Genomic DNA, 26,927 nt, shown 5'->3' with positions numbered 1-26,927 from the left:
GGAGAAAGACATGACCGAGCGCGTAACCCTGGGCCGCCTGCAAGTCGCGGCCAACCTGCAACGCTTTATCGAAGACGAAGTTCTGCCGGGCACCGGCGTCGAGGCAGAAGCCTTCTGGAAGGGCTTCGATCAGCTGGTTCACGACCTGGCACCGAAGAACCGTGCCCTGCTGGCCGAGCGCGACCGCCTGCAGGTCGAGCTGGACAACTGGCACCGCAGCAATCCCGGCCCGATCACCGACATGCCGGCCTACCGCCGCTTCCTCGAGTCCATCGGCTACCTGCAGCCCGAGCCGGGCGAGGTGAAGATCAGCACCAGCAACGTCGACAGCGAAATCGCCACCCAGGCCGGCCCCCAGCTGGTCGTGCCCATCGGCAATGCCCGTTATGCGCTGAATGCCGCCAATGCGCGCTGGGGCTCGCTGTATGACGCGCTCTATGGCACTGACGCCATTAGCGAAGAGAACGGCGCGCAGAAGGGCCCGGGCTACAACGAAGTGCGTGGCGCCAAGGTCATCGCCTTCGCGCGCAACTTCCTCGATCAGGCCGCGCCGCTGGCTGAAGGCAGCCACGCTGACTCGGTCAGCTACCGCGTGCAGGACGGCCAGCTCAAGGTCACCCTGGAAAACGGCAGCGTCACCGGCCTGAAACAGCCCGAGAGGTTCGTGGGCTACCAGGGCGAAGCCGTCGAGCCGACCGCGATCCTGCTGAAGAACAACGGCCTGCACGTCGAGATCCAGATCGATCCGAACAGCCCCATTGGGCAGACCGATGCGGCGGGCGTCAAGGATCTGGTCGTCGAGGCCGCCGTCACCACCATCATGGACTGCGAGGATTCCACCGCCGCGGTCGATGCCGACGACAAGGTGCTGGTCTACCGCAACTGGCTGGGCCTGATGAAGGGCGATCTGGTCGAAGACCTGGAGAAGGGCGGCAAGCGCATCACCCGTCGCCTTAACGCCGATCGTGAATACACCGCCGCCGACGGCTCCAACCTCAAGCTGCACGGCCGTTCGCTGCTGTTCATCCGCAACGTCGGTCACCTGATGACCAACCCGGCGATCATCGACGGCGAAGGCCACGAGATTCCCGAGGGCATCATGGACGGCGTGGTCACCAGCCTGATCGCTCTGCACGACCAGCAGCGCAAGGGCAACTCGCGCGCCGGCTCGATGTACATCGTCAAACCGAAAATGCACGGCCCGGCCGAGGTCGCCTTCGCCGACGAGCTGTTCGGTCGCGTCGAAGACCTGATCGGCCTGCCGCGTTACACGCTCAAGGTCGGCATCATGGACGAGGAGCGCCGCACCAGCGTCAACCTCAAGGCTTGCATCGCCGCGGCGAAGAACCGTGTGGCCTTCATCAACACCGGCTTCCTCGACCGTACCGGCGACGAGATGCACACCTGCATGGAAGCCGGCGCCGTGCTGCGTAAGGGCGACATGAAAGGTACCGCCTGGATCCAGGCCTACGAGCGCAACAACGTGCTGGTCGGCCTGAACTGCGGCCTGCGGGGCAAGGCGCAGATCGGCAAGGGCATGTGGGCCATGCCGGACCTGATGGCCGCCATGCTCGAGCAGAAGATCGCCCATCCCAAGGCCGGCGCCAACACCGCCTGGGTACCGTCACCGACCGGCGCCACGCTGCATGCGCTGCATTACCACCAGGTCGACGTCCAGGCGGTCCAGGCCGAGCTGGAGAAAATCGATCTGGCCGCCGAGCGCGACAAGCTGACTAATGACCTGCTGACCATTCCGGTCGCGCCGGAGCGCAACTGGTCGGCCGCGGAGCTCCAGCAGGAGCTGGACAACAACTGCCAGGGCATCCTCGGCTACGTGGTGCGCTGGGTCGAGCAGGGCGTCGGTTGTTCCAAGGTGCCGGACATCCATGACGTCGGCCTGATGGAAGACCGCGCCACGCTGCGTATCTCCAGCCAGCACCTAGCCAACTGGCTGCGTCATGGCGTGGTCGACGAGGCGCAGGTTCGCGAAACGCTCGAGCGCATGGCCAAGGTGGTCGACCAGCAGAACGCGGGCGATCCGGCCTACCGTCCAATGGCGGGCAACTACGCTCAGTCAGCAGCATTCCAGGCCGCATGCGATCTGGTCTTCAAGGGTCGCGAGCAGCCGAGCGGCTACACCGAGCCGCTGCTGCACGCCTGGCGTCAGCGCTTCAAGCAGCAGGTCGGTTGAGCAGTATCAGCAGGACTGCCGACGGTCAGCATGCGCTGACCGTCGGCACAATTTGACAAGCCCCGGCGCCGCCAGCGTTCGGGGCTTTCGAGCAAGAGGGGCCGACCAATGTGACCCATTGGTCAGTCCTTCGGACTGAGGTGACCCGTTCATTTCAGCCATGCGTGGGGCCGGGATTTCCCGGATAGAAGTGGTTCACAACAAAAAACAAGGAACCCAACAATGAGTCAGACACTGCTGTCCATACTGGCCTTCGTGCCGCTGGTGCTGGCGGGGGTACTGCTGATCGGCTTTCGCTGGCCGGCCAAGTACGCCATGCCGCTGGTTTTCGTGCTCACTGCATTAATCGGCCTCTTGGCCTGGGACATGACCTTCAACCGGGTCCTGGCTTCCACGCTGCAAGGCCTGATTCTCACGGCCGCGATCCTCTGGATCATCTTCGGCGCCATCCTGCTGCTGAATACGCTCAAGCACTCCGGGGGCATCGCCTCGATTCGCCGCGGCTTCTCCAATGTCAGTCCTGACAAGCGCGTCCAGGTGCTGATCGTGGCCTGGCTGTTCGGCTGCTTCATCGAGGGGGCTTCGGGCTTCGGTACGCCGGCGGCGGTGGCGGCACCGCTGCTCGTGGCACTGGGCTTCCCGGCACTGACGGCGGTCGTGCTGGGGATGATGGTGCAATCGACACCGGTGTCCTTCGGGGCGGTGGGTACGCCGATCCTGGTGGGGGTTGCCGGTGGTCTCGACCAGGCAACCCTGGGTGGTCAGCTGGCAGCGGTGGGCAGCAACTGGGAGACCTTCTTTCACCTGATCTTCTCCCGCGTTGCCATCATCCACGCGCTGTGCGGCATCCTGATGCCGCTGATCATGATCTGCATCATGACCCGCTTCTTCGGCCGTAACCGCTCCTGGAGCGAAGGCCTGGCGATGGCACCGTTCGCCATCTTCACCGGTCTGGCGTTCGTCATCCCCTATGCCGCGGCCGGTGTGTTCCTCGGCCCGGAATTCCCCTCGATGATCGGCGCCCTGGTGGGCCTGGCCATCGTGGTGCCGGCGGCGAAGGCGGGGTTCCTGCTGCCCAAGTCCAGCTGGGACTTCGCCCCGGCCAGCGAGTGGCCGGTGGAGTGGATGGGCAAGATCGAAATGAAGATCGATGACGTTGCCGGCCGCACGCCGATTTCCGTGCCGATGGCGTGGGCGCCGTACTTGCTGCTGGCGGTCTTCCTGGTGATGTCGCGGGTGTTCCCGCAACTGAAGGCGGCGTTGATGTCGGTCAGCTTCGGCTGGAAGGACATCCTGGGTGAAACCGGTGTGTCCGGTACGCTCGAGCCGCTGTACCTGCCGGGCGGGATTCTCTGCATGGTGGTGCTGGTGACCTTCTTCCTGCACCGGATGAAGGCCGCCGAGCTGGGCGCGGCGATTTCCGAATCGAGCAAGACCCTGCTCGGTGCCGGCTTCGTCTTGATCTTCACCATTCCGATGGTGCGGATCCTGATCAACTCGGGCGTCAACGGCTCGGATCTGGTCTCCATGCCGGTGGCCATGGCGCAGCTGGTGGCCGACAGCGTAGGCGCTGTCTATCCGTTCTTCTCGCCGGCGGTCGGCGCGCTGGGCGCTTTCATCGCCGGCTCCAACACCGTGTCCAACCTGATGCTCTCGCAGTTCCAGTACAACACCGCCAGCCTGCTGGGCATCTCCGGCGCGTTGATGGTGGCGCTGCAGTCGGTGGGCGCCGCGGCGGGCAACATGATCGCCATTCACAACGTGGTGGCGGCTTCGGCCACGGTCGGTCTGCTGGGCCGCGAAGGCATCACCCTGCGCAAGACCATGCTGCCGACGCTGTACTACCTCGTGATGGCTGGCAGCATCGGCCTGATCGGTTTTTACCTGATGGGTATCAGCGATCCGCTGGTGGGTACCGCGACGGTGCGGTAACGCGGCGTCAACCCGGACGGGCGGCTTAGGCCGCCCGTTTTTTTGTCCGGTGAATCTTTCATTGATTTGCGGTCTATCACCGGCTCGCGGGCGTTTGGCGGTTCGCCGCGTTCTGGTATAGCGTGCAGCGCAACCGAGACTGATCGAGGTGAATAATGAAAAAATGGCAATGCGTGGTGTGCGGATTCATCTATGACGAAGCCGAGGGCTGGCCTGACGACGGCATCGCCCCGGGTACCGCCTGGGAAGACGTGCCGGAAGACTGGCTCTGCCCCGACTGCGGCGTCGGCAAGATGGACTTCGAAATGATCGCGATTGGCTGATATGAACGACTCGAACGCACAAGGCGCGCCGCTGGTGATCATCGGCACCGGGCTGGCCGGCTACAACCTGGCCCGGGAGTTTCGCAAGCTCGACAGCGAGACGCCGTTGCTGCTGATCACCGCCGACGACGGCCGCTCCTACTCCAAGCCGATGCTCTCCACCGGCTTCGCCATGAACAAGGATGCCGATGCCCTGGGCATGACGGTCGCCGGTCCCATGGCGAACCAGCTCAACGCCGAAATCCGCACTCATACCCGGGTGACCCGTCTCGAGCCGGCCAGGCGCCGCGTCTGGATCGGTAACGAGCCGGTGCCCTACCGCGATCTCGTCATCGCCTGGGGCGCGCAGACGATCAACGTGCCGGTTGCCGGGGATGCCCAGGACGCGATCTTCCCGATCAACGACCTGCTCGACTACGGCCGTTTCCGCGAGGCCGCGCACGGCAAGCGCCGCGTGCTGATCCTCGGTGCCGGCCTGATCGGCTGCGAATTCGCCAACGACCTGTTGCAGGGCGGCTATGAGGTCGAGCTGGTGGCGCCTTGCGAGCAGATCATGCCATCGCTGCTGCCGGTCGAGCCGGCTGCGGCCGTGCAACGCGGGCTGGAATCGCTGGGCGCGCGCTTTCACCTGGGCCCGGTGCTCGAGCGTCTCGAGCGGCAGGGCGATGCCTTGCAGGCGCAGCTGTCGGACGGCCAGCGAATCGAATGCGACCTGGTGGTCAGTGCCGTCGGCCTGCGGCCCCGTACCGAGCTAGCCGAGGCGGCCGGATTGCGGACCAATCGCGGTATCGAGGTCGATCGCCTGCTGCAAACATCGGCCGAGCACGTCTATGCGCTGGGTGACTGCGCGGAAGTCGAGGGCCTCAACCTGCTCTACGTCATGCCGCTGATGAGCGGTGTACGTGCGCTGGCCAAGACCCTGGCCCGACAGCCTACCCCTGTGACCTACGGGCCGATGCCGATCACCGTGAAAACGCCGGTCTGCCCCCTGGTGGTATCGCCGCCAGCGGCCGGCAGCGAGGGCCGCTGGAGCGTGGAAGGTGAGGGCAATGATCTGATGGCATTGTGCCGTGCCGCCGACGGGAGTCTGCTGGGTTATGCACTCACCGGAACGGCCGTGCGAGAGCGGCTGGCGCTGAATAAACAGCTGCCGCCGGTGTTGGCGGAACTGCCTCAAGTTCTGTCGCTAAAGTCTCCAGAATGATGCGGTAAAGCGCTGGCGGGGGCTGGCGCGAGTGCTAGCAGCGTGCCATGCTCCCTGTGGCGCTGCCGCAGTGTAGAGCTGTCGCAGCGCGTCGGAACGCTGTTCGGAGAACAGCGAAACACAAAAACAATAAAGTCTTAGAGGCTACCCATGCGCAAACCGGAACTCGCAGCCGCCATCGCCGACAAGGCCGATCTCACCAAGGATCAGGCCAACCGTGTACTCAACGCCGTACTGGATGAAATCACCAACGCGCTCAACCGCAAGGACAGCGTGACCCTGGTTGGTTTCGGCACCTTCGTTCAACGACACCGTGGTGCCCGTACGGGTAAAAATCCGCAAACCGGTGAGCCCGTCACCATCAAAGCCAGCAACACCGTGGCATTCAAGCCGGGAAAGATGTTGAAAGACGCGATCAACTGAGTTCGCGTAGCCCGGGGCCGCCCAGGCTCCGGGTCAGCTTGACCGAGCGGTCCGCTCTGGACCGGCCTGTTCTCCCCCTTCCACCGCCCGAACCAGCCGCTACAATCCCGTTTTTTCTGCCACGGTCGGCCCGTTCATGAAATTTCGCTTTCTCCTCTGGATGCTTGGTCGCCTGATGGCCAAGGCCAGCCGCAACAACCCCGACTTTCAGAAACAACTCGGCGACAAAGACCTGACCTTTCAGCTGCACACCCTGGACGGCAAGGTGGCTCGCCACTACAAGGTCAAGGATCAGCGCGTCACCAGTCACGGCGGCCCCGCAACCGAACCGGCCTTCGCGATCGGCTTCAAGGACAGCGCCTACGGCTTCGCCACCATGAACGCGAAGAACAAGCAGCTGGCCTTTATGCAGGGCATTCAGAACAAGGACATCCAGATCCAGGGCAACCCTGCGCTGGTGATGTGGTTCCAGGGCCTGACCAAGTACCTGAAGCCGCGCAAGAAGAAGCCGGAAGCGGCGTGATTACACGTCTACCGGCATCATCCGGTCCTCAGCCTGCTGACTTTTAGAGAACATGAGCCGGGGCCGAGGTACTTGTCATCCAAGCGTGGATTCACCAGCTCCCGTAAGGGATACCGTGCTTTTCTACGTACCGTTTAGATGCTTCTGACTGCGGATAGTAATGGCCGCCTGACTTTCCGAGGTGCGGGCCCAGCGGCTCTATTTCGGCCTGGCCGCGGGCAATCTTTATCGGTTGTCCGCAACTGTCCATCGCCCATGCTTGTATGACTCCTCCTGGGGCAAGCCCAAGGTAGAGCGCCGCCATGTAACGCGCCGTTCGTTCAGGCGTCGCTTTGCAGCGCTGATGGGTGGAGTCGTACATAATTTGCCTGGCTTCGTCGCCTATATCGATCCAGGCCCGGTAGGTTTGCGGCTCGACCGCAGATTGCCAGCGCACGTAGATCCGTTTCGGTAGGTCGGCGCCAACGACCGCTCTATTGTTTCCGCCTATCCCGCCAACCCAGCCCCTGGCGGTTTCCTCCGAATCACCGGGGTTGCCGTTACCTATAACGCCGCCGCTTCCGTGGTTAAACGTCCGACCAGTGACGTCTTCGACCAGGCTGGCTTCGACCCAGCCAATCATGTAGTTAGGCCCAAAGAACTCAAGGCTCCACCACCTGGCTTTGGGGTCGTGCTCGCCAGTCGAGGTATCGCTCGTTTGGCAACCGCAAGTCAGTATCGCGGCCAGCGCAATTAGAATGATTTTAATCACAGCAATTCCCACTCAGGTGCGTGGACATGGTGTCGGCGAGCTCCATCTGGGCTTGGCGCATTGATGTAAACGAGGCTGGCGCCGGAATGGGTGCGTTTACCGATCGGTTTATTCCAGTGTGCGGATATATGGACGTAGCGGCTTCTCAGCATTTCTTCTTCGGCGGAGGTTGTTTGGTAATCACCGGCTAGGAAGCGCGCGCATACTGCGTCGAGTTCGGCTGGCAGAGCGTAGCTGGGATCGTGCTGATCGATCTCATCGAATTTAACTCCGCCCCGCTTGGCCAGGTCATACATGACGCGTAAGTACACTCGCGATAGTTCTCCCCTGACTTGGCGTCGTAGTTGCAGCGCGGCATAGACCCGCTGTTGCCGGGGCGCGAGGTGATCCTGTACATCGATGGGGAGTAACTGAGCTTCCGGGGTGACGATTTCGAGCATTGACTCTGGCCAACCATCATCAATCAGCTGCTGTTTGGCTAATTCAGCGTCCCGGTGGATTGACGTGGTTGCAACATCGACGCCTTGCGCCGTAGTTAGCGCCTGCATGGGCGTGACCAGCACGCACTCTTGTGCTTCGCTCAGATAGCCTCCACCAATGTCAGAGTGCGCGCCGGGCAGGACGATTTCGGTGTGGTCCGGTTTCACCGTACTCAGCGGAAAGTTCGCTCGGACTTCGTCACGAGCTACTAGATGAACCACATTGCTAAAGTGCTTAGGAGAAAGATAAAGATTCAGCCCTGGCGTAATCGAGCTTCGGATGTATCCGAGGTTTGCGAGTCCGCCGACAGACGCCACGGTATCGAAAAGGCCAATGAATCCCATCTCTATGTCTTGTCGATAGCGGCCAATGAATGTCGAGCTGAACGCCTTGGTGTTTTCTAGTGCTATCCGTAATGGGCCTTGCTTGCCCCGAACAATCTCATTGGCAAAATGGCGCGCTGCCGCGGCACCACGGCTAAATCCAAAACTATCGAAAGTTAGAGCGCTGATTTCGCTGTCTGGATTCTGGGCGTGTAGCTCGTCTACCAAGCCTTTAATTCGGCTAAACGCTTCCTCCACTTTACCGGATACACCTGTCGGTCCTCTGCCCATACCCGCACCTAATAGGCTGTCACTCTCAGCTGCGGCGGTGCCAATACCTTCGATATACAACCTTCGATAGGCTTGCTTCTGCGGTTGGTCGCCCTCGAGTGCCGGTGGGGCGAAGTAAAGCTCACTAAGCTTCTTGATATTCGTTATGTCATTCCCATAACTGCTATCCGGATCAGCCATATACGGCTTGCAGCTGGCGTCCATATCTTCTGGCTGAATCGGATGTTGCGCCCCACAGGCCAGGCCGAGGGCTGAGTTGGTGGCGTTGTTGCCGGTGCCGTCGAAAAAGACGCCGATGCGCAGAGTCAGCTTGGTTTTCTCGGCCGGTTTGGCCGGTTGCTTGGCGTGACGTTCGTACTCGGCCCAGTGTTTGGCATGCACGTCAATTGGCTCGACGTCTCTGAGCTCGGCTTCTCGTTTGGCTCGGGGGATATTGGGGACATAGCCACTCATCTTCTCTACCTGTCCATGGTTGAAGTGCTGCTGCGTTCGGGCGACACGCAGGCGCCGCCGCTGGTCTTGCATCCTTGCTGGTAATGGCGCGCTCGGTAGTAAGGCGGATGGCGACGACCGTTACAAGCAGGCCGTTCACAAACCAAGCGATCGACGTTGTGGTTCCGGATGGAAACCGTTAATTCGAGCCGGCGGAAGTGCAGGGTGCGGCTTAGGCCTGCTGCGCCACCCAGACGCGGGCTTCGTTCAGAAGCCAGTCGCGAAAGGCATTCAAGGCTGCGGATTCCACCCGCCGCTCGGGAATCATCAGGTGGTAGGCCTGATCCTCGCGGCGGTACGAATGCGGGTGCGCGATCACCAGACGGCCTTCTGCCAGTTCGCGCTGGATCAGAAAGGGCGGTATCAGCGCAATGCCCATCTGATGTTCGGCGGCTTGGGCCAGCATGGAGAACAGCTCCAGACGCGGTCCGGTCATGTCCCGCGCAACCTTCAGCCCCAGCGAGTCGAACCACTGGCGCCAGGCATAGGGGCGGGTGGTCTGCTGCAACAGCGGCATTTCGGCAATGGTCGCGGCGCTGAGCTGGTCGGCCCCGCCGAGCAAGGCGGGGCTGCACACTGGGAGTGAATGCTCCGGCATCAGTCGATGCGCCGCGGTGCCGGACCAGTCGCCATCGCCGAAGTAGATCGCCGCATCGAATTCGGTATCGGCGAAGAGAAACGGGCGGGTGCGGTTGGTCAGGTTGACGGTAATCTCCGGATGCAGCGTCTGGAACTGCCGCAACCGCGGCAACAACCACTGGGTGCCGAAGGTCGGCACCAGCGCCAGTTCGATGGTCATTGCGCCTCGCTGACCCATCACCGACAGCGTATCGCGCTCCACCGCGTCGAGTTGGGTGGCGACCCGGCGCGCATAGGACTGGCCGGCCTCGGTCAGCTTCACCCCACGCCGCGAGCGGCGAAAAAGCTCCAGTCCAAGGAATTCTTCCAGCCCACCGATCTGCCGGCAGATGGCGCTCTGGGTCAGCGCCAGTTCCTCGGCGGCACGGGTGAAACTCTGATGGCGCGCCGCCGCTTCGAAGGCGATCAATGCAGCGGTGCTGGGGATCTTGCGGCGCATTATGCGACTGCCTCACTAATAACCGAATATTCAGGCGGATAAGCATACGCTGGAGTGAGTAAAGCGCACAGGTCGTTGCGAATAACTCGTTTGCTGCCTGGCGCCGCAGCTTCTAGGATCAATCCATCCGAATGCTGTGCCGGGCCCGTGCCCGGTTCACCGTCTACGACAAGAGGACCACTCATGGCCGGCAAAGCAAGCTTCAACTGGATCGACCCGCTGCTGCTCGATCAGCAACTCACCGATGAAGAGCGCATGGTGCGTGACAGCGCGCAGCAGTTCGCCGCGGACAAGCTGGCGCCGCGCGTGCTCGAAGCTTTCCGCCACGAGCGCACCGATGCGGCGATCTTCCGCGAGATGGGCGATACCGGCCTGCTCGGCGCAACCATTCCCGAAGCCTACGGCGGCAGCGGCCTGAACTACGTGTGTTACGGCCTGATCGCTCGCGAGGTCGAGCGCATCGATTCCGGCTATCGCTCGATGATGAGCGTGCAGTCCTCGCTGGTCATGGTGCCGATCAACGAGTTCGGCAACGAAGCGACCAAGCAGAAGTACCTGCCCAAACTGGCGACCGGTGAATACATCGGCTGCTTCGGCCTGACCGAGCCCAACCACGGTTCCGACCCGGGTTCGATGGTCACCCGCGCCAAGAAGGTCGACGGCGGCTATCGCCTGTCCGGTGCCAAGATGTGGATTACCAACAGCCCGATCGCCGATGTGTTCGTGGTCTGGGCCAAGGATGACGAGGGCGCCATCCGCGGCTTCGTGCTGGAGAAGGGGTGGGAAGGCCTGTCCGCACCGGCGATTCACGGCAAGGTCGGGCTGCGTGCATCGATCACCGGCGAGATCGTCATGGATAACGTGTTCTGCCCGGAAGAGAACGCCTTCCCCGACCTGCGCGGCCTGCGTGGTCCCTTTACCTGCCTGGATTCGGCCCGTTACGGCATCAGCTGGGGCGCGCTGGGCGCGGCCGAGTTCTGCTGGCACACCGCGCGCCAATACACGCTGGACCGCCAGCAGTTCGGCCGTCCGCTGGCGGCCAACCAGCTGATCCAGAAGAAGCTGGCGGACATGCAGACCGAGATCACCCTGGCGCTGCAAGGCTGCCTGCGCCTCGGCCGGATGAAGGACGAGGGCACCGCGGCGGTGGAGATTACCTCGATCATGAAGCGCAACAGCTGCGGCAAAGCGCTCGACGTGGCGCGCCTGGCGCGCGACATGCTGGGCGGTAACGGTATCAGCGACGAGTTCGGGGTGGCCCGGCATCTGGTCAACCTCGAGGTGGTCAATACCTACGAGGGTACCCATGACGTGCACGCGCTGATCCTCGGCCGTGCGCAGACCGGTATCCAGGCGTTTTTCTGAGCCGTGGTCGTAGGGTGGATGACGCTCTTTTCATCCACCTTCCGCTCCGCCGATAGCCCCAACTCCGATGGGTGGATGGGTGGATGGGTGGAGCATCATCCACCCTACGTAGTCGACCGGTCTGGTAGGCGCGAGCAAGCTCGCTCCTACACGAAACCTAACGCCCGTAGGCGGTAACCCGTGTTTGGGTTTGCCGCTTTAGCGCTTCGTCCATCTCAACCGCCTTACCGAGAAATAGCCATGTCTGGTGCCTTGTCTCATATCCGCGTCCTCGACCTGTCGCGCGTGCTCGCCGGCCCCTGGTGTGGGCAGATCCTCGGTGATCTCGGCGCCGAGGTGATCAAGGTCGAGCGCCCGCGCACGGGCGACGACACCCGTCACTGGGGGCCGCCGTACCTCAAGGACCAGCAGGGCGAAAACACCTCGGAAGCCGCTTATTACCTGTCGGCCAACCGCAACAAGCAATCGCTGACGCTGGATTTCACCAAGCCCGAAGGCCAACGGATCATCCGCGACCTGGTGGCGCAGTGCGACGTGCTGCTGGAGAACTTCAAGGTTGGTGGGTTGGCGGCCTACGGACTGGATTACGAGAGCCTCAAAGCGATCAATCCGAAGCTGGTCTACTGCTCGATCACCGGCTTCGGCAGTGACGGCCCCTATGCTGCGCGCGCGGGTTACGACTTCATGATCCAGGGCCTTGGCGGCCTGATGAGCCTGACCGGCCGCGCCGAGGATGAGGAGGGCGCCGGCCCGGTCAAGGTCGGCGTGGCGCTGACGGACATCCTCACCGGGCTCTACGCCACCGTCGGCGTGCTGGCTGCGCTCAATAGCCGCGAGCAGACCGGCGTCGGTCAGCATGTCGAGCTGGCGCTGCTGGACGTGCAGGTCGCCTGCCTGGCCAACCAGGCGATGAACTACCTGACCACTGGCGTCGCGCCCAAGCGCATGGGCAACGCCCATCCCAACATCGTGCCTTACCAGGACTTCCCGACGGCGGACGGTGACATCATTCTCACCATCGGCAACGACGGACAGTTCCGCAAGTTCGCCGAAGCCGCCGGGCATCCCGAATGGGCCGATGATCCGCGTTTTGCCAGCAACAAGGCGCGCGTCGCCCATCGCAAGGAACTGATCCCACTGATCCGCCAGGTCACGGTGTTCCGCACCACGGCCGAATGGGTCGCGCTGCTCGAGCGGGCCGGCGTGCCCTGTGGGCCGATCAACGATCTGGCGCAGGTGTTTGCCGATCCGCAGGTGCTGGCGCGGGGGCTGCGTGTGGACATGCCGCATCCACTGGCCGGCAGCGTGCCGCAGGTGGCCAGTCCGATTCGTCTGTCCGAGACACCGGTGGCGTACCGCAAGGCGCCGCCCGTACTCGGCGAGCATAGCGAAGCCATCCTGCAGGGGCTGCTCGGCCTGGGCTTCGACAAGATCCTTTCCTTGCGGCAGTCGGGCGTGATCTGACCGCTCCCGCTGAGGGCCGGCAACCAGGCCTGCCGGCCCTGCCGCGCTGAACTCTCGCACCGCTCGGCTATCCTTATTCCTGTACTCTGGTTTTTTGGATGGACGAGCGAATCATGCAGACGCAGCGTTTACGTATTACCTGGCAGCTCACGGCTGTCCTGTTCATGTCCTGGCTGTTGGCCGGCTGCGGCATCAACAACATCCCGCAGTATGACGAGCAGGTGAAATCGGCCTGGTCCCAGGTCGAGAACCAGTACCAGCGCCGCGCGGACCTGATTCCCAACCTGGTCGAGACGGTCAAGGGCTATGCCCGCCAGGAACAGGACACCCTCACGGCCGTGACCGAGGCGCGAGCGAAGGCGACGTCGATCCAGATCAGTGCCGATGACCTCGACGATCCGCAGAAGATGCAGCAGTTCCAGCAGGCGCAGAGCCAGCTGACGGGCGCCCTGAGCCGGTTGATGGCGGTGTCCGAGCGCTACCCGGATCTCAAATCCAACCAGAACTTCCTTGCCCTGCAATCGCAGCTCGAGGGCACCGAGAACCGTATCGCCGTGGCTCGCCGTGACTTCATTGCGGCGGTGGAGCGTTACAACACCGAGATCCGCACGTTCCCCGGTCGCATCTGGCACACCCTGATGTACAGCGACATGCCGATCCGCGAGAACTTCGAGGCGACTACCGAGAACGCCAATCAGGCGCCAAAAGTGCAGTTTCAATGACCTTTCGCCTGCCGCTGATCTTCGCGCTGCTCGTCTGGGCGAGCGGTCTCGCTGCCCAGGCGCTCGAGCTGCCGCCCCTTACCGGGCGCGTGGTGGACCGCGCCGAGCTGCTCGATACGCAGGCCGAAGCACGCTTGACCGGCATGCTCGCCGCCCATGAGAAGGCCAGCGGCGAGCAGGTGGTGGTGGTCACCGTGCCGAACCTGCAAGGCCGCAGCATCGAAGAGTTCGGCGTCGCGCTGGGTCGCGCCTGGGGTATCGGGCAGAAAGGCGAGGACAATGGCGCGCTGCTCATCGTCGCGCGGGATGATCGGCGGGTGCGCATCGAAGTGGGGTATGGGCTGGAGGGGCGGCTGACCGATGCCCAGTCCTCGGTCATCATCAACCGCATCATCACGCCGGCCTTCCGCGAGGGCGATTTCACCCGCGGCATTACCGACGGCGCTGCCGCGATGATTCAGGTGCTCGGCGGCGACCCGTTGCAAACAGCGGCCCCGGCCATGCCAATGGGCGCGCAGGAGCCGGGCGGGCTCGGCATCCTTGGATTCTTCCTGATGCTGGTGGCGATCTTTGTCATCGGCGGTGGCCGTGGCGGCCGCGGCGGTGGTCGTGGCGCCGGCCGTGCCATGCTGCTTGGCGCACTGCTCGGCGGCATGGGCCGCGGTGGCGGCGGTGGCTTCGGCGGTGGGGGTAGCTTCGGTGGCGGTGGCGGCGGCTTTGGTGGCGGCGGCGCATCCGGTGGCTGGTGACGGTGGCTCTGGATCGGTTACCGCCCGCGGATGGGGTGGCCGCTGCCGTGCAGTGGCCCGTTCTCTGGACACGGCTAGCCAGGCGAGCCGCACCGCGGCAACTTTCTCAACGATGAAAACGCAATGACCTTACTGACAGAAAGCGAACAGCGACAGGTAGCCGATGCCATCGGCCGCATCGAGCGTGAAACCGACGCCGAGTTGGTCACCGTGCTGGCCAGCCAGGCCGATGACTACCGGTACATCCCCTTGCTCTGGGCCAGCCTGTTGGCGCTGCTGCTGCCCGGGGCGCTGCTGTTCTTCACCGGCTGGCTGGCGGCCTGGCAGCTGCTGCTCGTGCAGTGGCTGACCTTTATCGTGCTGGCGGCGATATTTCGCATTCCCAGCCTGACCAGCCGGCTGATCCCGCGCTCGGTGCGGCATTGGCGTGCCTGCAATCTGGCGCGGCGCCAGTTCATTGAGCTGAACCTGCACCACACCGAGGCGGGTACCGGCATGCTGATCTTTGTCTCCGAAGCCGAGCGTTACGTGGAAATACTGGTGGACCAGGGCATTTCCAGCCGTATCGATAACGGCGCCTGGGCGTCGATCGTCGACACCTTTACCGCTGAGGTGGGCAACGGTCGGGTGCTGGAAGGCTTTCTTGGCTGTATCGAATCCTGCGGTGCCCTGCTCAGGGAACATGTTCCCGCCACGCATGAGCGCAACGAGCTACCGAACCATCTGGTGGTGATCGATTAACGGGGCGAAAACGAGCAACACGCTGGTAGCCGGTAGCTGAAAGGCGGGAGGCTGGCGCGCGTTGCCTTGCGCCGGCTTCCCTTCAACGGCTTCTACCGCGGGGCATTCCGCCCAGTAGCGCCTGCTACACCATCCCCGGCCCATCGTCGTCGGGTTGTTCGATTGGCGCCAGGTCCAGGTAAGGGTCGTTCTCCATGGCGCTGGCTGCGACGCGGTCGATGGTGCTCATGGCGTGGCCAATGATCGAGCTGACGCTGGCCTCGTGATGCTGCTGGGGCAAACGCTCGATGGCCGCCAGCACCTCCTCGCCGGGCACGGTTTCTTCTGCCAACAGACGATCTGCAACCTCGTCCAGCGCCGGCTTCAACCGTTGCAGCAGCGCCATGCAGTCGCGATCCAGCTGCTTGAGCAGGTTGTCCGCCGCGCGGATGGATTCGCCAGAATCGAATTCGATGTGCGCGTCACGCACGGCCTGCAGACTCAGCAGCGAACCGTTGGGTCCCATGCCCAGCGCACCGACCATCGATAGCGCGATCTTGGAGGCTTCCTGCAGGTCCTGGCCGGCGCCGGAGGACACCTCGTGGAAATACAGTTGCTCGGCACCGCGCCCGGCCAGCAGCATCTGGATGCGATTGCGCAGCTCGGACTCCATGTGCAGGCGTTTGTCCTCCACCGGCGTTACCAGTGTGACGCCCAGCGCCTGGCCACGCGGCAGGATGGTGACCTTTTCCACGCGGCCGACTTTCAGTGCGGCGGCGACCAGCGCATGGCCGGCCTCGTGCACGGCGATGCGCTTGCGGTCGGTCGGCGACATCGGCGTCACGCCCGTGGGTTGCTCGCCGATGCGGCAGGTTTCCACCGCGTCGACGAAGTGCGCCATGGTCACGGTTTTCGCAGCCCCGCGGGCGGCAAGCAGCGCGGCATGGTTGACGATGTAGGCGATGGCAGCGGGCGTCAGGCCGACGGTGTTGCGTGCCAGCTGGGCAAAATCAAGGTCCTGCTCGGCGCGGATCTTGCCGGCATAGAGGCGGAACAGCGCCTCGCGGTCGGCCAGGCCTGGCAGCCCGACGGCGATGGAGCGGTCGAAGCGGCCCTCGCGCACCAGCGCCGGGTCCAGCGAGTTGGGGAAGTTGGTGGCACCCAGCACCAGCACGCCGCTGGCGCCATCGAAACCATCCATCTCGGCGAGAAACTGGTTGATGATGCGGTTGCTCTCGGCATCGCTGGAACGCTGCTGTTCGGCGCGTTTGCCGATGCCGTCGATCTCGTCGATGAAGATGATGCAGGGCGCCTGCTTGCGGGCCGTGCGGAACAGCGCCTTGACCTTCTGGATGCCGACGCCGAAATACATCGAGGAGAAGTCGCTGCCGGTCACCTGGATGAAGCTGGCATTGGATTCGGTCGCCAGCGCCTTGGCCAGCTGGGTCTTGCCGGTGCCGGGCTCGCCGGTCAGCAATACGCCCTTCGGTGGCCGGGCTCCCAGTTCCGCATAGGCGGCAGGGTCGCGCAGGTAGGCGGTGACGTCGCTCAGGGCCTGTTTGGCCTCGCTGGCACCGATCACATCGGCGAAAGCGATGCCGCTGCCTTTGCGCTGCACGCGGAACGCCTGGCTCTTGATCGCCAGATAGCCGAGCGCACCGGCTAACAGAAGAATGAAGGGCGCGTAGGGCAGCAGCGCTTTGTACCAGGGTGCTTCGCCGTCGGTTTCGAACAGGGTCAGGGGGAACAGCTGCCCTTCGCTGCCGGCGTACTGGTCGAGCAACAGCTTGGCGACCCGGCTGGACTGATCCGGCACCCAATAGCGCTGGCCGTCGATCAAGCTTACATAGACGGCGTGCTTGCCCAGGGCGGCGCTGGCGATGGTGGCGCCACGCAGGTCGCCCATGAGCGCCGAGAGGTCCCGACGGTCGGCATCCCAGGGGGCGGTGGATTCACGCAGGGCTTCGAGCATGCTGGCCGCGGCGCCCGCAGGCGGCGTGGCAGGTATGCCGGGCTTGAATTGCCAGTAGGCCAGACAGGCAGCGATGACCATCGCCAGCAAAACGGGAAGCGCAAGGCCGCGACGACCTTGGAGCAGACGTGGTGTCTTCATTTCACATCCAATCGGGAAGCCCGATGTTTCGACTAACAACCGCCGGGAGGCGGACCACAGTTGTTCACGGGAAAACCCGCGAGCGCCAATAGGGTGACGCTGGGCAGTACAGGCTTGGTGGGATGCGATTTATATGCCGGACCGCCGAGCGGAAGCGTCGGCTCCCGATAGCCGGCGAGGATACGTCAAGTGCCATCATCCGCACGGCTTGGCGACGGACGGCGGGCAGTTTTGCGACGAATGACCGGTCGGTCGCGGAACGAAACGGCGCCGATGAACTACGCAGGGGCTGCGCTGGGAAAGCACGACGGGCTCGTCCGGTCGCTCTAACGTGAGGGTTGGCAAGCCGCGTTAGCGCCAGCGGCGGCGATCGGGGGCCCTTCGGCGAGAGAATCTGGCGGTATCCGATGAGTGGCCTGCTGGACGTCGGATGGCGCGCGAAAACGCGGAGCTTTCGTAGTAAACAGCCTGCCTTTCGCACCCAGAGCAGTCCCCGCACCATGTCCACCCTCACCGAACTTGCGCAGCAGATCGCCGCGCTCTATCCGCTGCAAGACAAAACCGCCGGCCAGCGCTACCGCATCGTCAGCCAGCTCGCCGGCATGACCGAGCTGGAAGCGGTCAATGGCGTGCCGCGTTATGTCGATACCTGCCAGCTCGCCGATCAGAACTTATGGGACAGCGGCGCCGCACGGCCTGCAGGACGGTTCGCCGCGGTCTAGCCGATCTCTAGTCACCGGCGGCCGCATGGCCGTTGCGCTTGTATTACGCTAGCGGCATCCGGCATCCTGCGGCGTTGGCTCGCTGGGCGCCAGGCTGCGGTTGCGGCTCGGGTCCTTGCGCAGCACTCGAGTGTCGGCAAGCCATGACGGAGAGTGGACATGATGATCTGGGAGCGCCTCGGCGCCATGCGGTACAGCGTCCGGATGCTATGGGTCGTTTGCCTGCTGGTGCCCTCGCTTGGGCAGGCGCAAGCGTCGATCGAGCCGATCGGCTACATCATGAAGGTGCAGGGCGAGGCGACGGTTACCAGCCGCGGCCAGACCATCGAGGCGGCCGTCGGCCAGGCGGTGGTGCTCGGCGCGGTGCTGCGCACCGGTGCCAACGGCTCATTGGGCGTGACGCTCAGCGACAGCACGGTGATGTCGTTCGGGCCCAACAGCGAGTTCACCGTCGATGAATACGCGTTCGAGCCGGCCCACGAGGCGCTGCGCTTGAGCGCGCGTATCAGCCGGGGCACCTTGAACTTCATCTCCGGCGTCATTGCCAAGCTCAAGCCCGAAGCGGTAGAGCTGAAGACACCCTCGGGCACCATCGGCGTGCGCGGCACTCATTTCCTGGTGAAGGTCGGCCCGTGAGCATATCGCTGCGTTCGCTGTTGTTGTCGCTCTGTCTTGCGCTGTCCGGCGGTTGTGCAACCGGCGACTATGTCGTGCTGCTGGAGAGCCCGGACGGCAGTACCGGCGCGGTCGTAGTCGACGATGCCAAGGGCCAGACGCGGATCGACCGCAGTCATCAGGGCCTGGTGATTGGTGGTCAAGGCGGCGGTTCCGGCCCGTTTACGGTCAGCCAGCTGCGCATCACTCGCGACTTCTCGGCGGCGCTGGCGGCGCAGCCGGCATTGCCGCAACGCTTTCAGTTGTATTTCGGTATCGGCAGCGCCGAGCTGACCGAGGAATCGGAGCGCGCCTTCGCCCAGGTGGTCGAGGCAATCCGCCTGCGTGGGCCGTCCGCCGTCTCGGTGATCGGCCATACCGATACGCTCAGCGGTCCGGTCTGGAACGAGCGGCTCGGCCTGATCCGCGCGCGCGCGGTGGCTGATCGGCTGCGTGCGCAGGCGGTCGATATGATTGAGCTGAGCGTGTCCTCGCACGGGGAGCGCAACCTGCTGATTCAAACAGCCGATGGCGTGGCCGAGCCGCGTAACCGCCGGGTGGAGGTCAGCATTCGCTGAGCCTGCTTCACTTCTCCGTCATCAGAATGCGCTCGCCGCGCTGGCCGGTCTTCAGGCGCTGCAACTGATAGTGCACCAGGGCATCGTCCGGGCGCTCGGCATGGAGCCGCTCGAACGCCTGGACGGCCTGTTCATGCTCGCTGGCAAGCAGTGCGTAGGCCGCGTCGTAGTCCTTGTCGCAGGTGCCTGCGCAGGGCTCGTAAAGGCGGATGGGGACGGCCTTGCCCTTGAGCCATACGTCACCAATCGTCCGCATCGGTACGTCCGGGTTGGCGCTGCGGATGTCCTGCGACACGCAGAGGTCGGTGCCCAGGTAGCGGTTCAGGCCTTCCAGACGCGCCGCGACATTGACCGCATCGCCCAGGGCGCGGTAGTCGAACAGCGTCGATCCGCCGAAGTTACCCACCACGACCTCGCCGCAATGGGCGCCGATGCGGGTACGTCCCAAGGGCAGGCCGGCGGCTTGCTGGACCTTGGTGTAGCCGCGGGTGAATCGACGGATTTCCAGGGCGCAGGCCAGAGCGCGGGACTTGTGGTCGGGCTGGATCAGCGGTGCCGAGAAGAGGATCGCCATGCCGTCGCCGACGATGCGTTCGAGCGTGCCTTCATGGCGAAAGGCGATCTGAATGATGCCTTCGAGGTATTCATTGAGCATCCCCACCACCTGCTCTGGCGACTCTCGCTCCATCAAAGCGGTGAAATCGGTGATGTCGGTGAACACGAAACTGCAGCAGCGGCGTTCGCCCCCCAGATGCAGCTGCTCGGGATGGCGCACCAGATGGCCAACCAGGTTCGGTGAGATATAGCGTGAGAAGGCATCCCGTACCCAGCGCTGCTGTCGCTCGCTAGCGCGATGCCGCGCCAGGCTGGCGCCGAGGTAAACCAGCAGCAAGCCGATCGACAGCGTCAGCGCGTCGAGCAGCAGGCCGTGACGCGAATAGGCCCACCAGGCCGCGGCATTCAGCGCCGCTACCAGTGCCGCAGCGACCCACGCCGCGGTGACCGCACCACTGCTCAAGGTCAGAAGGCTTAACAGCAGCCCGCTCAGCAGCAGGCTCAGGGCTTCGGCCGGAGCCGCCCAGACCGGGCGCTGCAAGGATGTGCCGGCCAGCGCCTGTTCAATCGCTTGCGCATGCACCTGGACGCCGGGAAGCATCGCGCCGAGCGGGCCGAAACGCAGGTCCTGCAGCCCCTGAGCCGAGCTGCCAACCAGCACGATGCTGCCCTCGAGGAGCTTGGTCACGCTGCCCTCCAGCACGCGCCACGCCGGCAGCACCTGCGCGCTCATGTCGCGACGGTAGTGCAGCCACAGCTCACCCCGGCGGTTGGTCGGCAGCGTCAGGCGACCGATGCCGACTCGCTCGACCGCACCGCCCTTGGTGGTCTCGACACGATAAAGCGCCTGCCCCAGGTAGACGCGCAACGCTTCGGCCGATAGCGAGGGAAGCAGCTGCTCGCCGACCCGGATCATCACCGGGACACGCCGGACCACGCCATCGGCGTCGGGGCGGAAGGTCATGGCGCCGCTGCCCTTTGCCGCGCGCTCGAGCAGGGGCAGTGCAGGGATGGTCCCGGCGTAGGTCGAGAACGCGGCGGGCTTTGCGTCTTTGCCCAGTCGCACGCCGAAGCGGCTAATCGGCGTGTTGCGCGAGGGTGTGGGGATGGCGGCGAAGCCGAGGACCGAGGATTGCCCCATGAGCGCGTCGGCGAATTGCCGATCAGGGTCGGGCAGGTTGGTCAGCGCGTCGGCAACCTCCGGTCGCAGGTCCGCTCGCTCGAGAATGCGCGACGGGGAGCTGCGATCCGGTTCGGCGAACAGCACGTCGAAGACCACCACCGCTGCGCCGGCCTGCTGCAGACGCTCCAGCAGACGCGCCAGCACATCGCGCGGCCAGGGCCACTGGCCAAGGCGGGCGAGGCTGGCTTCGTCGATATCGACCACACGCACCAGGCTCTGCGCCGGCGCCGGTCTGGGTTGCCATCGCTGATACTGGTCGAACAGGCTGTTGCGCAGGCTCTGCAGCATCAGCGGCTCGGCGAGGTACAGCACGCAGGCGGCGAGCAGGCCGGCGAACGCCAGCAACAGCCGCGACGCCAGCGTGCCGGACGGTGTGGTCGAACTCACGCCGCAGCCGGTCGCGTCGTCAGATGGCGTCAGGTTCAGTCGAGTACCAGAACGGCGTCCATTTCGACCTGTGCGGCCTTGGGCAGCGCGGCGATGCCGATGGCCGCGCGGGCCGGGTAGGGCTGCTGGAAGTAGCGGCTCATGACTTCGTTGACCGTGGCGAAATTACCCAGGTCGGTCAGGAAGATGTTGAGCTTGACGATGTCCTTCAGCGAGCCGCCGGCGGCTTCGGCCACGGCCTTGAGGTTTTCGAACACCTGCACGGTCTGTGCTTCGAAGCCTTCCACCAGCTCCATGCTCTTCGGATCCAGCGGGATCTGGCCGGACAGGTAGACGGTGTTGCCGGCCTTGATCGCCTGGGAATAGGTGCCGATGGCGGCGGGGGCGTTTTCGGTGTTGATCACGGTCTTGCTCATGGAGTGCTCCGATAGAAGAGTGCGGCCCCAGAGGATACGGGCTGGCGCGAGCGGGCAAAAGCCCCATGACGAGGGTGGAACAGGCGGCGTCGCTAGGCCTTCATGCGGGTGATGCGCATGACACCCTTGATCGCCCGAAGCTTTTTGATCACCCGGGCCAGATGCACCCGGTCATGCACGCTGACCACCAGCTGAACGACACTGATTCGGCCGTCGCGCTCGTCCATGCCGATCTTCTCGATGTTGCCGTCCGCTGCGTTGACGCTGCCTGCCAGCAGGGCGATCAGGCCGCGCTGATGCTCCAGCTCGACGCGCAGCTCCACGTTGAACTCGCCCGTGACGTCCTTGGACCAGGACAGCTGGATGCATTTGTCGGGATTGTGGCGAACTTCGGCGATGTTTCGGCAGGTCTCCAGGTGCACCACCATGCCCTTGCCCGCCGACAGGTGGCCGACGATCGGATCGCCAGGGATCGGCGTGCAGCACTTGGCGTAGTTCAACACCAGCCCTTCGGTGCCACGGATTGCCAGAGGCCCCTCGGCGCTCGGGGCCTGCTCGCCGTCGCTGGATAGCAGGCGGCGGGCGATGACGTAGGCCATCCGATTACCGAGCCCGATGTCTTCGAGCAGGTCCTCGATGACCTCCATCTGATATTCGTTGAGCACGGCCTTGATGCGCTCTGGGGAAATGCGCTCCAGACTCGTTCCGAAGCCGGTGAGGGCCTTGTTCAGCAGGCGTTCGCCTAGATTGATCGACTCTGAGCGGCGCTGCAGCTTGAGTGCGTGGCGGATATGCGTCCGAGCCTTGCCGGTGACCACGAAATTGAGCCACGCCGGATTCGGCCTCGCGCCTGGCGCGGTCACGATCTCCACCGTGCTGCCGCTTTCCAGTGCCTGCGACAACGGTGCCAGGCGTCGGTTGACGCGACAGGCGATGCAGGTATTGCCGACGTCCGTGTGCACGGCGTAGGCGAAATCCACCGCGGTCGAGCCTTTGGGCAGTTCCATGATGCTGCCCTTGGGCGTGAAGACGTAGACCTCGTCCGGGAACAGGTCGATCTTCACGCTTTCGATGAATTCCAGCGAATTGCCGGCACGCTCCTGCAGCTCCAGCACACCCTTGAGCCACTGGCGGGCACGCGCGTGGGTACCCTTGGGCGGCTCGTCACCGTTGGATTTGTACAACCAGTGCGCGGCGATACCGTTGTTGGCCATCTCCTCCATTTCGCGCGTGCGGATTTGGATTTCGATAGGCACGCCGTGCATACCGAACAGGGTGGTATGCAGCGACTGGTAACCGTTGGCCTTGGGGATCGCGATGTAATCCTTGAAGCGCCCGGGCAACGGCTTGTAGAGGCTGTGTACCGCACCGAGGACGCGGTAGCAGGTGTCGACCTTGTCGACCACGATGCGGAAGGCATAGACGTCCATGATCTCGTTGAATGCCTTGCGCTTGCCACGCATCTTCTTGTAGATGCTGAACAGGTGTTTCTCGCGGCCTACCACCTCGCCGCCGAGGCCTTCGCGCTCGAGGCAGTGAATCAACGATTGCTCGATCTTCTCGACGATCTCGTTGCGGTTGCCGCGGGCACGGCGCACGGCGGCGCGGATGCGCTCCGAGCGCATCGGGTGCATGGCCTTGAAGCCCAGATCCTCGAATTCCACGCGCATGGCGTGCATGCCCAGCCGGTTGGCGATGGGCGCATAGATTTCCAGGGTTTCCTTGGCGATGCGTCGGCGCTTTTCGCCAGCCAGCACTTCGAGGGTGCGCATGTTGTGCAGGCGATCGGCGAGCTTGACCAGAATCACGCGGATATCGCGGGCCATGGCCATGGCCATCTTCTGGAAGTTCTCCGCCTGGGCCTCGGCCTTGGTCTCGAACTTCATCTGGGTCAGCTTGCTGACGCCGTCCACCAGCTCGGCGACGGTTTCGCCGAACTGCGCGGTGAGCGCTTCCTTGGCGATGCCGGTGTCCTCGATGACGTCATGCAGCATGGCGGCCATCAGGCTCTGATGGTCCATGTGCATGTCGGCGAGGATGTTGGCTACCGCGAGGGGGTGGGTGACGTAGGCTTCACCGCTACGCCGGCGCTGGCCGTCATGGGCTTGCTCGGCGTAAAAATAGGCGCGGCGCACCAGGTTGACCTGGTCTGCGCCGAGGTAGGTCGACAGGCGATCGGCAAGAGCGTCTATGGCTGGCAAGGGAATGCTCCTTGCCGGCTGGGCGCTGTGTTTGCGGTTCGACTTCGACCTGGCATTTAATCAGAGAGCCTCGTTGGGTTCTTCCTCGTACTGCACGAACAGCGGCTCGTCGTCGACGATGTCGTCTTGTGCGATGACCTCGTAGTCCACCAGTCCGGAGGCGATTTCACGCAACGCCACGACGGTAGGCTTGTCGTTTTCCCAGGCCACCTTGGGCTCCTTGCCGCCGGTTGCCAGCTGGCGCGAGCGCTTGGTGGCGAGCATGACCAGCTCGAAGCGGTTATCTACGTTGTCCAGACAGTCTTCAACGGTAACGCGGGCCATGGTGTTCCTCATCAATAACGGTAGAGCATGCCCGAATGGGCGAGCGGACGGGATAGTCTAAAAAATCACCAGCCATTAGGGAAGCGGTAAAACGGTCCGCCGGGCCGGCGCTGGGTGAGCGATCACCGCGCGGCCCCGGCCCCGGCTGGTTTGACTGCGCTTATGACCGGTCGGCTGGCGCGAGTGATACGCCTGGCTTGTGGGCTGCTGGCGGGCTCGTCTCAAGCGGGCTCGGAAGGCTGCGATCAGGCGAGCAGTTCGTTCAGCAGGCTGCGAAAGCGTTGCTGTTGCGATGCCTGCAACAGCTGGTTGGCGCGGAAGATCGCCTGCAGGTCGATCAAGGCGTGAGCGAAGTCATCGTTGATCACCAGGTAGTCGTATTCGACATAGTGGGTCATTTCGCTGACCGCCTCTCTCATACGCTTCTCGATGACTTCGTCGCTGTCCTGTCCGCGGTTGGTGAGGCGTTGGCGCAAGGCTTCCTGCGTGGGCGGCAGGATGAAAATCGACTTGGCCTGGGGCATCAGCCGGCGAACCTGCTGGGCGCCCTGCCAATCGATTTCCAGAATCAGGTCGTAGCCTTCATTCAGGGTCTGCTCGAGCCAGCGCTGCGAGGTGCCATAGAGGTTGCCGAACACTTCGGCGTGCTCGAGAAACTCACCGCGCTCCAAGCGTTCGACGAAGTCATCGCGGCTGACGAAGTGATAGTTGACCCCGTCTACCTCACCCGGGCGCATGGGGCGCGTGGTGTGCGAAACCGAAACTCGGACGTGCGGTTGCGCATCGAGGAGGGCTTTGACCAGGCTGGTCTTGCCGGCCCCGGAAGGCGCGGAAACGATATAAAGCGTACCGGTGGAGGCTGACATGTGATTCTCTGTACGGTTGCTGGGTAGGCCCGGCGATGGCCGAATCGCCACTGACCAAGCGTAGTTGCTATTCGATGTTCTGGACTTGCTCGCGCATCTGCTCGATAAGCACTTTGAGGTTCACCGCCGCTTGCGTGCTGCGTGTGTCGAAGGCCTTGGAACCCAGTGTATTGGCCTCGCGATTGAGCTCCTGCATGAGGAAATCCAGGCGCCGACCGGCGGCCCCGCCGGATTTCAGTACGCGACGCACTTCGCTGACGTGCGTGCTGAGGCGGTCCAATTCTTCGGCCACGTCACTTTTCTGCGCGAGCAGTACCAGTTCCTGCTCAAGTCGTTGCGGGTCCAGTTCGACCCGCATCTCAGCGCAGCGGTCGAGGATCTTCTGTCGTTGTGCGGCCAGCATGTGCGGGATCTGGGCGCGTAGCGTGCTGGTTTCTTCCGCGATGGCATCGAGGCGCTCGTTGATCAGTCGAGCCAGCTCTTCGCCCTCGCGCTGGCGACCGTTCTTCAATTCTTCCAGGGTGCTGTGGAACAGCTGCAGGGCAGCGCTGTTGAGCGCCTGAGGATCTGCCGAGTCGCCTACCAGCACGCCCGGCCAGGACAGGATTTCGAGCGGATCGAGCGGAGCGGGCTGCTTGATCAGCGCGGCGACGCTTTCGGCTGCGGCGATCAGCTGGCTGGCACGCGCGTGGTCGACCTGCATCGAGCGACCTGCGGCGTCTTCGGCAAAGCGCAGCGTGCATTCGACCTTGCCGCGTGACAATCCCTTGCGCAGCGCTTCACGGATCGCGCCTTCCAGCTCCCGGAATGCATCCGGCAGACGCAGGTGCGGCTCCAGATAGCGGTGGTTCACCGAGCGGATCTCCCAGCTGAGGGTGCCGTGGTCGCCGGCCTGCTCGGCGCGGGCGAAGGCGGTCATGCTGTGGATCATCGGATAACCCTCGATAGGTGCGAAAGGCGGCAGATTGTAAAGGAAAAACCGGTCATTGGCGCTTGAACCTCGGCTTGGCCGTTGCGGGCCGTTGCGGGCCGTTGCGGGCCGTTGCGGGCCGCTGCGACTGTGCCGACGAGTCGGGGCGATTGGCTCGGCGGTGGCCCTTATCGTGGTCGGGGCCTCTATAATGGCGGCTACTCACTCCACAAAGCAGGACAAGCCCCATGAAGCGACCCAGTGGCCGCGCCGCCGACCAGCTGCGTTCGATCCGCATCACCCGTAACTACACCAAGCATGCCGAAGGTTCGGTGCTGGTCGAGTTCGGTGATACCAAGGTGATCTGCACCGCCAGCATCGAAAATGGTGTGCCGCGCTTCCTCAAAGGGCAAGGGCAGGGCTGGTTGACTGCCGAGTACGGCATGTTGCCGCGCGCCACGGGAGAACGTAATCAGCGCGAGGCCAGCCGCGGCAAACAAGGCGGTCGGACCCTCGAGATCCAGCGGCTGATCGGTCGCTCGCTGCGGGCCGCGCTGGACATGAGCAAGCTGGGTGAGAACACCCTCTACATCGATTGCGACGTGATTCAGGCCGACGGCGGTACCCGCACCGCCTCGATCACCGGCGCGATGGTCGCCTTGGTCGATGCGCTGAAAATGCTCAAGAAGCGTGGGGGCCTGAAAGGTGGCGACCCGCTCAAGCAGATGGTTGCCGCGGTGTCGGTTGGAATGTATCAGGGCGAGCCGGTGCTCGATCTGGATTATCTGGAAGACTCCGCAGCCGAAACCGACCTCAACGTGGTGATGACCAGCACCGGCGGGTTCATCGAAGTTCAGGGCACCGCCGAGGGCGCCCCGTTCCAGCCGGCAGAGCTCAATGCCATGCTCGCGTTGGCACAGGACGGCATGAAAGAGCTGTTTGCCCTGCAACTGGCTGCGCTAGCCGATTGATCTGAAGGAGAACGCC

At 63.8% G+C, this 26,927-nt stretch carries 25 protein-coding genes; 15 read left to right on the top strand and 10 right to left on the bottom strand.

The window, feature by feature from the left end; all coding sequences use genetic code 11:
• Positions 1-10: 10 nt before the first annotated feature.
• The 6 genes from KVO92_RS20855 (at position 11) to KVO92_RS20830 (ending at position 6,596) form a co-directional block, all read left to right on the top strand.
• Positions 11-2,191 (top strand): malate synthase G, encoded by a 2,181-nt coding sequence (locus KVO92_RS20855; RefSeq protein WP_217477495.1) that lies wholly within the window; start codon positions 11-13, stop codon positions 2,189-2,191.
• Positions 2,192-2,413: 222 nt separating this feature from the next.
• A complete protein-coding gene (locus KVO92_RS20850) occupies positions 2,414-4,123 on the top strand; it encodes an L-lactate permease (protein WP_217477494.1) in 1,710 nt (569 codons plus the stop codon).
• Between the two features lie 155 nt (positions 4,124-4,278).
• On the top strand, positions 4,279-4,446 hold the full coding sequence (locus tag KVO92_RS20845) for a rubredoxin (RefSeq protein ID WP_021207210.1): 168 nt from the start codon (positions 4,279-4,281) through the stop codon (positions 4,444-4,446).
• Between the two features lies 1 nt (position 4,447).
• Positions 4,448-5,650 (top strand): FAD-dependent oxidoreductase, encoded by a 1,203-nt coding sequence (locus KVO92_RS20840; RefSeq protein ID WP_217477493.1) that lies wholly within the window; start codon positions 4,448-4,450, stop codon positions 5,648-5,650.
• A 150-nt stretch (positions 5,651-5,800) separates the two neighbouring features.
• A complete protein-coding gene (locus KVO92_RS20835; protein WP_168422348.1) occupies positions 5,801-6,073 on the top strand; it encodes an HU family DNA-binding protein in 273 nt (90 codons plus the stop codon).
• 136 nt (positions 6,074-6,209) lie between these two features.
• On the top strand, positions 6,210-6,596 hold the full coding sequence (locus KVO92_RS20830) for a helicase (RefSeq protein ID WP_217477492.1): 387 nt from the start codon (positions 6,210-6,212) through the stop codon (positions 6,594-6,596).
• 91 nt (positions 6,597-6,687) lie between these two features.
• Here the strand turns inward: KVO92_RS20830 and KVO92_RS20825 are convergent, their stop codons facing one another.
• From KVO92_RS20825 to KVO92_RS20815, 3 genes are all read right to left on the bottom strand, one after another.
• Positions 6,688-7,347, bottom strand: coding sequence for a DUF2931 family protein (locus KVO92_RS20825; protein WP_423836249.1), 660 nt, complete (start codon positions 7,345-7,347; stop codon positions 6,688-6,690).
• A complete protein-coding gene (locus tag KVO92_RS20820; protein WP_217477491.1) occupies positions 7,344-8,894 on the bottom strand; it encodes a T6SS phospholipase effector Tle1-like catalytic domain-containing protein in 1,551 nt (516 codons plus the stop codon). Before KVO92_RS20820 ends, KVO92_RS20825 begins: the two co-directional genes overlap by 4 nt.
• Positions 8,895-9,105: 211 nt before the next feature.
• Complete coding sequence (locus KVO92_RS20815; RefSeq protein ID WP_217477490.1) at positions 9,106-10,011, bottom strand: LysR substrate-binding domain-containing protein; 906 nt, start codon at positions 10,009-10,011, stop codon at positions 9,106-9,108.
• A 183-nt stretch (positions 10,012-10,194) separates the two neighbouring features.
• Here KVO92_RS20815 and KVO92_RS20810 point away from each other — a divergent pair, with 183 nt between their 5' ends.
• The 5 genes from KVO92_RS20810 (at position 10,195) to KVO92_RS20790 (ending at position 15,052) form a co-directional block, all read left to right on the top strand.
• Entirely contained in the window at positions 10,195-11,376 is a 1,182-nt protein-coding gene (locus KVO92_RS20810) for an acyl-CoA dehydrogenase (RefSeq protein ID WP_217477489.1), read from the top strand.
• A gap of 240 nt (positions 11,377-11,616) precedes the next feature.
• Positions 11,617-12,840: a CaiB/BaiF CoA transferase family protein gene (locus tag KVO92_RS20805; RefSeq protein WP_217477488.1), complete on the top strand. Its 1,224-nt coding sequence runs from the start codon at positions 11,617-11,619 to the stop codon at positions 12,838-12,840.
• A 98-nt stretch (positions 12,841-12,938) separates the two neighbouring features.
• Complete coding sequence (locus KVO92_RS20800) at positions 12,939-13,562, top strand: LemA family protein (RefSeq protein ID WP_217477487.1); 624 nt, start codon at positions 12,939-12,941, stop codon at positions 13,560-13,562.
• Positions 13,559-14,311: a TPM domain-containing protein gene (locus KVO92_RS20795; RefSeq protein ID WP_217477486.1), complete on the top strand. Its 753-nt coding sequence runs from the start codon at positions 13,559-13,561 to the stop codon at positions 14,309-14,311. The genes KVO92_RS20800 and KVO92_RS20795 overlap by 4 nt, the downstream gene beginning before the upstream one ends.
• Before the next feature lie 123 nt (positions 14,312-14,434).
• Complete coding sequence (locus KVO92_RS20790) at positions 14,435-15,052, top strand: TPM domain-containing protein (RefSeq protein ID WP_217477485.1); 618 nt, start codon at positions 14,435-14,437, stop codon at positions 15,050-15,052.
• A gap of 124 nt (positions 15,053-15,176) precedes the next feature.
• On the opposite strand, the gene KVO92_RS20785 is transcribed toward KVO92_RS20790, so the two are convergent.
• Positions 15,177-17,144 (bottom strand): AAA family ATPase, encoded by a 1,968-nt coding sequence (locus tag KVO92_RS20785; RefSeq protein WP_217477484.1) that lies wholly within the window; start codon positions 17,142-17,144, stop codon positions 15,177-15,179.
• Positions 17,145-17,644: 500 nt separating this feature from the next.
• Between KVO92_RS20785 and KVO92_RS20780 the strand changes: the two genes are divergently transcribed.
• The 3 genes from KVO92_RS20780 to KVO92_RS22870 all read left to right on the top strand — a co-directional run bounded on the left by KVO92_RS20780 (position 17,645) and on the right by KVO92_RS22870 (position 19,098).
• A complete protein-coding gene (locus KVO92_RS20780) occupies positions 17,645-17,866 on the top strand; it encodes a hypothetical protein (RefSeq protein ID WP_217477623.1) in 222 nt (73 codons plus the stop codon).
• A 159-nt stretch (positions 17,867-18,025) separates the two neighbouring features.
• Positions 18,026-18,502 (top strand): FecR family protein, encoded by a 477-nt coding sequence (locus tag KVO92_RS20775; RefSeq protein ID WP_254621599.1) that lies wholly within the window; start codon positions 18,026-18,028, stop codon positions 18,500-18,502.
• Positions 18,499-19,098, top strand: a complete 600-nt coding sequence (locus KVO92_RS22870; RefSeq protein WP_217477483.1) for an OmpA family protein — start codon at positions 18,499-18,501, stop codon at positions 19,096-19,098. The genes KVO92_RS20775 and KVO92_RS22870 overlap by 4 nt, the downstream gene beginning before the upstream one ends.
• A gap of 7 nt (positions 19,099-19,105) precedes the next feature.
• On the opposite strand, the gene KVO92_RS20765 is transcribed toward KVO92_RS22870, so the two are convergent.
• From KVO92_RS20765 to KVO92_RS20740, 6 genes are all read right to left on the bottom strand, one after another.
• Positions 19,106-21,223 carry an adenylate/guanylate cyclase domain-containing protein gene (locus tag KVO92_RS20765; protein ID WP_336512660.1) on the bottom strand — a complete coding sequence of 706 codons (2,118 nt, stop codon included), beginning with the start codon at positions 21,221-21,223 and terminating at the stop codon, positions 19,106-19,108.
• Positions 21,224-21,258: 35 nt separating this feature from the next.
• Positions 21,259-21,639: a RidA family protein gene (locus KVO92_RS20760; RefSeq protein WP_217477482.1), complete on the bottom strand. Its 381-nt coding sequence runs from the start codon at positions 21,637-21,639 to the stop codon at positions 21,259-21,261.
• Between the two features lie 92 nt (positions 21,640-21,731).
• Positions 21,732-23,840, bottom strand: coding sequence for a bifunctional GTP diphosphokinase/guanosine-3',5'-bis pyrophosphate 3'-pyrophosphohydrolase (gene spoT / locus KVO92_RS20755; protein WP_217477481.1), 2,109 nt, complete (start codon positions 23,838-23,840; stop codon positions 21,732-21,734).
• A 60-nt stretch (positions 23,841-23,900) separates the two neighbouring features.
• Positions 23,901-24,164 carry a DNA-directed RNA polymerase subunit omega gene (gene rpoZ, locus KVO92_RS20750; protein WP_019341204.1) on the bottom strand — a complete coding sequence of 88 codons (264 nt, stop codon included), beginning with the start codon at positions 24,162-24,164 and terminating at the stop codon, positions 23,901-23,903.
• Positions 24,165-24,409: 245 nt separating this feature from the next.
• Complete coding sequence (gene gmk, locus KVO92_RS20745; RefSeq protein ID WP_217477480.1) at positions 24,410-25,030, bottom strand: guanylate kinase; 621 nt, start codon at positions 25,028-25,030, stop codon at positions 24,410-24,412.
• 67 nt (positions 25,031-25,097) lie between these two features.
• Positions 25,098-25,961, bottom strand: coding sequence for a YicC/YloC family endoribonuclease (locus KVO92_RS20740; protein ID WP_217477479.1), 864 nt, complete (start codon positions 25,959-25,961; stop codon positions 25,098-25,100).
• Positions 25,962-26,188: 227 nt separating this feature from the next.
• Here KVO92_RS20740 and rph point away from each other — a divergent pair, with 227 nt between their 5' ends.
• The gene (rph, locus tag KVO92_RS20735; protein WP_217477478.1) at positions 26,189-26,911 is read left to right on the top strand and encodes a ribonuclease PH; all 723 of its coding nucleotides are present in this window, start codon (positions 26,189-26,191) and stop codon (positions 26,909-26,911) included.
• Positions 26,912-26,927: the final 16 nt, after the last annotated feature.

The sequence above is a fragment of the Stutzerimonas stutzeri genome (assembly GCF_019090095.1).
GTDB classification, from domain to species: Bacteria; Pseudomonadota; Gammaproteobacteria; order Pseudomonadales; family Pseudomonadaceae; genus Stutzerimonas; species Stutzerimonas stutzeri_AN.
This window is presented reverse-complemented; position numbering and strand designations above follow the sequence as displayed.

Coding starts and splice junctions, on each gene's coding strand:
- KVO92_RS20800 (WP_217477487.1), top strand. CDS start 12,939: ATGGACGAGCGAATCATGCAGACGCAGCGTTTACGTATTACCTGGCAG.
- KVO92_RS20785 (WP_217477484.1), bottom strand. CDS start 17,144: ATGAAGACACCACGTCTGCTCCAAGGTCGTCGCGGCCTTGCGCTTCCC.
- KVO92_RS20845 (WP_021207210.1), top strand. CDS start 4,279: ATGAAAAAATGGCAATGCGTGGTGTGCGGATTCATCTATGACGAAGCC.
- KVO92_RS20795 (WP_217477486.1), top strand. CDS start 13,559: ATGACCTTTCGCCTGCCGCTGATCTTCGCGCTGCTCGTCTGGGCGAGC.
- KVO92_RS20740 (WP_217477479.1), bottom strand. CDS start 25,961: ATGATCCACAGCATGACCGCCTTCGCCCGCGCCGAGCAGGCCGGCGAC.
- KVO92_RS20775 (WP_254621599.1), top strand. CDS start 18,026: ATGATGATCTGGGAGCGCCTCGGCGCCATGCGGTACAGCGTCCGGATG.
- gmk (WP_217477480.1), bottom strand. CDS start 25,030: ATGTCAGCCTCCACCGGTACGCTTTATATCGTTTCCGCGCCTTCCGGG.
- KVO92_RS20840 (WP_217477493.1), top strand. CDS start 4,448: ATGAACGACTCGAACGCACAAGGCGCGCCGCTGGTGATCATCGGCACC.
- rph (WP_217477478.1), top strand. CDS start 26,189: ATGAAGCGACCCAGTGGCCGCGCCGCCGACCAGCTGCGTTCGATCCGC.
- KVO92_RS20760 (WP_217477482.1), bottom strand. CDS start 21,639: ATGAGCAAGACCGTGATCAACACCGAAAACGCCCCCGCCGCCATCGGC.
- KVO92_RS20810 (WP_217477489.1), top strand. CDS start 10,195: ATGGCCGGCAAAGCAAGCTTCAACTGGATCGACCCGCTGCTGCTCGAT.
- KVO92_RS20780 (WP_217477623.1), top strand. CDS start 17,645: ATGTCCACCCTCACCGAACTTGCGCAGCAGATCGCCGCGCTCTATCCG.
- KVO92_RS20835 (WP_168422348.1), top strand. CDS start 5,801: ATGCGCAAACCGGAACTCGCAGCCGCCATCGCCGACAAGGCCGATCTC.
- rpoZ (WP_019341204.1), bottom strand. CDS start 24,164: ATGGCCCGCGTTACCGTTGAAGACTGTCTGGACAACGTAGATAACCGC.
- KVO92_RS20815 (WP_217477490.1), bottom strand. CDS start 10,011: ATGCGCCGCAAGATCCCCAGCACCGCTGCATTGATCGCCTTCGAAGCG.
- KVO92_RS20855 (WP_217477495.1), top strand. CDS start 11: ATGACCGAGCGCGTAACCCTGGGCCGCCTGCAAGTCGCGGCCAACCTG.
- KVO92_RS20830 (WP_217477492.1), top strand. CDS start 6,210: ATGAAATTTCGCTTTCTCCTCTGGATGCTTGGTCGCCTGATGGCCAAG.
- KVO92_RS20790 (WP_217477485.1), top strand. CDS start 14,435: ATGACCTTACTGACAGAAAGCGAACAGCGACAGGTAGCCGATGCCATC.
- KVO92_RS20820 (WP_217477491.1), bottom strand. CDS start 8,894: ATGAGTGGCTATGTCCCCAATATCCCCCGAGCCAAACGAGAAGCCGAG.
- KVO92_RS20805 (WP_217477488.1), top strand. CDS start 11,617: ATGTCTGGTGCCTTGTCTCATATCCGCGTCCTCGACCTGTCGCGCGTG.
- KVO92_RS20850 (WP_217477494.1), top strand. CDS start 2,414: ATGAGTCAGACACTGCTGTCCATACTGGCCTTCGTGCCGCTGGTGCTG.